At 69.3% G+C, this 4,548-nt stretch carries 4 protein-coding genes and 1 pseudogene; 1 reads left to right on the top strand and 4 read right to left on the bottom strand.

All coding sequences use genetic code 11. The features are described from left to right. On the bottom strand, positions 1-1,184 hold a 1,184-nt coding region (locus ACFQ36_RS20975), incomplete at its 3' end, for a glycoside hydrolase family 3 N-terminal domain-containing protein (RefSeq protein WP_377017199.1). Positions 1,185-1,435: 251 nt separating this feature from the next. Here ACFQ36_RS20975 and ACFQ36_RS20970 point away from each other — a divergent pair. Further along, a complete protein-coding gene (locus ACFQ36_RS20970) occupies positions 1,436-2,584 on the top strand; it encodes a glutamate--cysteine ligase (protein WP_377017197.1) in 1,149 nt (382 codons plus the stop codon). Positions 2,585-2,846: 262 nt separating this feature from the next. Here the strand turns inward: ACFQ36_RS20970 and tsaD are convergent, their stop codons facing one another. From tsaD to ACFQ36_RS20955, 3 genes and pseudogenes are all read right to left on the bottom strand, one after another. Beyond that, on the bottom strand, positions 2,847-3,914 hold the full coding sequence (gene tsaD, locus ACFQ36_RS20965; RefSeq protein WP_377017195.1) for a tRNA (adenosine(37)-N6)-threonylcarbamoyltransferase complex transferase subunit TsaD: 1,068 nt from the start codon (positions 3,912-3,914) through the stop codon (positions 2,847-2,849). Then, positions 3,911-4,402 (bottom strand): ribosomal protein S18-alanine N-acetyltransferase, encoded by a 492-nt coding sequence (rimI, locus tag ACFQ36_RS20960; protein ID WP_377017201.1) that lies wholly within the window; start codon positions 4,400-4,402, stop codon positions 3,911-3,913. Before rimI ends, tsaD begins: the two co-directional genes overlap by 4 nt. A 29-nt stretch (positions 4,403-4,431) precedes the next feature. Then, a pseudogene (locus tag ACFQ36_RS20955) lies at positions 4,432-4,548 on the bottom strand (tRNA (adenosine(37)-N6)-threonylcarbamoyltransferase complex dimerization subunit type 1 TsaB); the annotation flags it as partial.

The following is a 4,548-nucleotide window of genomic DNA, read 5'->3' as shown; positions in this document are numbered from 1 at the left end:
CGGATGGTGAGCGCGCCGCGCAGCCGGTCCCCCGAGCACTGCCCGGTCAGCACCGTCACCGCCGCCGCCGAGGCAGCCTTGGACTGAGCCGCGTGCGCCCCGACCTCGCCCAGCGGCGCCTGGCGGTGCAGCGATGCCTGCCACAGCTGCAGGGTCACCACGCGCGTGGCAGCCTCGTCCAGCCGCTTTTCGGACAGCGACCCGTCCTTGACCGCTGCCACTATCGCCGCGTGCGCGGCGTACGGATCCGCCGGCATCAGCAGCAGGTCCGCCCCGGCCTCAAGCGCCATCGGCGCGGCCTGCCCGCCGGGATACGTGGACTCGATGGCTCCCATGTTCAGCGCGTCCGTGATGGCCACGCCCTCGAAGCCCAGCCCGCGCAGCGCCTTGTAGCTGGCGGCGGAGAGCGAGGACGGCATGCCCGGATCCAGGGCCTCCACAGCGATGTGGCCCATCATCACCACCGGGGCCCCGGAGCCGACCGCGTCCCGGAACGGCGCCCAGTCCCGCTTCTGCAGCTGGGACACGGAGGCCTTCTGCACCGGCAGCGCCAGATGCGAGTCGGTGGTTACGGAGCCGTGGCCGGGGAAGTGCTTGACGCTCGGCAACACGCCGGCGGCCTCGAAACCGGCCAGCAGCGGCGCCAACTGCGGTCCGGCCACCGCCGGGCTGCCGCCCAGCGACCGTGCTCCGATGGTCGGGTCCTGCTCCCCAACGGTCAGGTCTGCGCTGGGCGCGTGGTCCATGGTGAAGCCCAACGCGGACAGCTCGGTGGCCAGCGCCTGCATGGATTCCCGGGAAACCTCGGCGCTGCCAGCAGCACCATAGGTCATCGGCGACGGCCATTCGGTCAGCGGCGCGCCCAGCCGGGCCACCAGTCCGCCCTCCTGGTCCACCGAGATGATGCCGGGCCAGTCCCGGCCCTTCGAGAGGGCCTGCTGCAGGGATGCGTTGACGCTCTTCATGGCCTTCGGATCCACCGCGCCGTCGGCGCCGGTGGGGACGTTGTCCCCCATGATGATGCTGCCGCCCAGGTGCAGGTCCTTGATGGCCTGCACCTGCGGCGCCGGGTCCGTGCCGGCGTAGAAGGCGACCATCACCTGGCCGGCCTTCTCGGCCAGCGGCATGTGCGCGACCGCCGCCGCGGCTTCGTCGTAATTCTGCCGGGACGGACCCCAGGACAACGCCTGCTCCTGCTGCCTTGCCTCCTGCTGTGCAGCCGCCGACGGCGGCGTGCCGGTTCCCGGCACGGAGGCCGGAGGACCGGGCATACAGGAAGACAGCAACACGGCGGCCGAGATGGCCAGGACGGACAGTGTCGCACGCCATGGCCGCGGACCAGAAAAACTCACGCCTTCGAAGGTACCACTGGATTAGAATCGATCTGGGCTCCCAAACCCCGTCCAGCCCTGCCATGCATCCCCAGGAGCCGTCAGTGAACATCGATTTCGCCTCGTCGGCCCGCTCTACCCTGGGTGTCGAATGGGAGTTGGCCCTGGTGGACCGCAGGACCGGTGACCTGGTCTCCGTGGCCCCGAACGTCCTTCAGGACCTGAAGAGCAATCATCCCGAACTCAAGGACGACGACGAGCACCCGCATGTGAAGCAGGAGCTGCTGCTGAACACCGTGGAGCTGGTCACCGGGATCTGCTCCACCGTGGAGCAGGCCAAGGACGAGTTGGCCGCAGGGCTGGAATCGGTCCGCGCCGTGACCGATCCGATGGGCGTGGAGCTGTTCTGCGCCGGCAGCCACCCCTTCGCCGCGCCGCGCTCCCAGCCGGTGACGGACAAGGAACGCTATGCCAAACTCATCGACCGCACCCAGTGGTGGGGCCAGCAGATGGTCATCTACGGGGTGCATGTGCATGTGGGCCTGGACCACCGTGACAAGGCTTTGCCGGTGCTGGACGGGTTGATCAACTATTTCCCGCACTTCCAGGCACTCTCCGCGTCTTCGCCGTACTGGGGCGGGGAGGACACCGGCTATGCCTCGCAGCGTGCGTTGATGTTCCAGCAGCTGCCCACCGCCGGGCTGCCGTTCCAGTTCCCGTCCTGGGCGGCCTATGAAGACTATGTGCAGGACATGCTGACCACCGGCGTGATCGACGTCGTCAGCGAGATCCGCTGGGATGTCCGCCCGGTGGGGCGCCTGGGCACCATCGAAATGCGCATCTGCGACGGCCTCGCCACGCTGGAGGAAGTCGGGGCGATCGCCGCGCTGACCCAGTGCCTGGTGGAGGAATTCTCCACCGGCCTGGACGAGGGCTGGGCCATCCCCACCATGCCGCCGTGGCATGTGCAGGAGAACAAATGGCGCGCGGCCCGCTACGGCCTGGACGCGATTGTGATCCTGGACGCCGCCGGCAGGGAAATGCCGGTCACCGACCACCTGCGCCAACATGTGCTCAACCGGCTGGAACCGGTGGCGAAGCGGTTGGGCTGCAGCAAGGAACTGGCCGACATCGAGGGCATCATCCAGCGCGGGGCCGGGTACCAGCGCCAGCGCCGGATTGCCGCCGAGAACGACGACGACCTGCGCGCCGTCGTCCTGGACGGAATCCAGCTGCTGCGCAGCGGGTACTGAGCCCTAGGAAAACGGGTACTGAGCCCTAGGAAAAAGTGGCCGGTAGATATTGTTCTCCTGGCGAAAGAATGCCATGGCCCGATCCTCACTACGGGCCTGCATGCTTCCGGACAGTCTGTCCGGCGATCATCCAGGGGCGTTCGGCCGGCGGGAGCGCCTTTCCGGCCGCAGTCGTTGACCAGATTCCGCCAAGGGACAGCATTTATTGACCAGATTCCGCCAGGAGGCGGCATCTACTAACCAGTTTTTCAGGAGGGGGCGGTCAGAGGTGGACGCTGGTGACCGGCATGGAGGAGTCCGGGGCGAACGCGATCCCGCTCGGTTCGGCACCGGCCATGACCACCTGCGCGCCAAGGGCCGCGACCATGGCGCCGTTGTCGGTGCACAGGCTGATCGGCGGCACTCGCAGGCTGATCCCGTGCGCCGCGCAGCGTTCCCCGGTGAGCGCGCGCAGCCGCGAGTTCGCCGCCACCCCGCCGCCGAGCAGCAGGTTCGTGATGCCGTGCTCGGTGCAGGCCAGCATCGCCTTGGCGGTGATCACATCCGCCACCGCTTCCTGGAAGGAGGCGGCGATGTCCGCCACCGGAATGTCTGCGGCGGCGGCCTCGTACTGTTCCACGCAGCGGGCCACCGCGGTCTTCAGCCCGGAGAAGGACCAGTCGTAGCGGTGCGGCCCGGGCGCTTCCGCGGTGCCCATGTATTTGGGCTGGCTGAGCCCGCGCGGAAAGCGGATGGCCCTGGGATTGCCCTCGCGGGATATCTTGTCGATCGCCGGCCCGCCGGGATAGCCCAGCCCGAGGATCCTGGCCACCTTGTCGTAGGCCTCGCCGGCGGCGTCGTCGATGGTGGAGCCGAGCAGTTCAACGTCGTCGGTGATGGATTTCACCCGCAGGATCTCGGTGTGCCCGCCGGAGACCAGCAGCGCGCCGAGGTTCTCCGGCAGCTCGCCGCCGTCAAGCAGCCCGACGCCGACGTGGGCGACCAGGTGGTTGATCGCGTACAGCGGCTTGCCGGTGGCCACGGCGAGCGCCTTGGCCGCGCACACGCCGACCATGAGCGCCCCGGCCAGTCCCGGCCCGGAGGTCACCGCCAGGGCGTCCACCTCGTCCAAGGTGACGCCGGCCTCGTCCAAGGCCTGGCGCAGGGTGGGGATCATGGCGTCCAGGTGTGCGCGCGAGGCGATTTCGGGGATCACGCCGCCGAAGCGCACGTGCTCGTCCATCGAGGAGGACACGGTGTTGGCCAGCAGCACGTCCCCGCGGACGATGCCGACGCCGGTCTCGTCGCAGGAGGTCTCGATGCCCAGCACCAGCGGCTGCTCGCGGTTCACTGTGTCTCCTCCGTAGTTGCTTGGGTGGCCCCGGCGCGCTGTCCGGGAACTCCGGTCCAGTTGGCCAGCACCAGCTGCATGATCAGCGCATCCGCCCCGTCGCGGTAGTACCGCGGCCGGATGTGGATTTGCTCGAAGCCGAACCAGCGGTACAGCCGCTGCGCCCGCGGGTTGTCCGCCCGCACCTCCAGCAGCACGTCCCGGGCACCGAACGCGCGGGCCTGGTCGATCAGCGTGGCCAGCAGCGCCGTGCCGATCCCCTGCCCCTCGCGTTCGGGCACGACGGCGAGGGTCTGCACGTCGGCGATCGGCGGAATGCACATGACGCCGGCGTACCCGATCACCGTGCCGAGCGCATCGACGGCCACATAGTACGTGCGGGTGTCCGGCTGGGACAGCTCGTCGTAGAACATGTAGGTGGGCCAGGCGTCCGCCGGGAACAGGGCCTTCTCCAGGGCATCGACGGCGGGAACGTCCGCCTCGGTCATCGGCCGGATGCCGCCGACGGCAGCGGCGCTCACAGCGCGCGCTTCCGCGGGCCGGGCACCTTCGCGTCGGATTCGCGCAGGTACAGCGGTGCGGTGCCCAGCAGCGGCAGTCCGTGCGCGAGCCGGGCGGCGGCGGTGCGGCCGAG

This window comes from Arthrobacter sp. GCM10027362 (assembly GCF_042679445.1).
Classification (GTDB): Bacteria; Actinomycetota; Actinomycetes; order Actinomycetales; family Micrococcaceae; genus Crystallibacter.
Note: the sequence above shows the minus strand (reverse complement) of the source record. Positions and strands in the feature narration are given on the sequence as shown.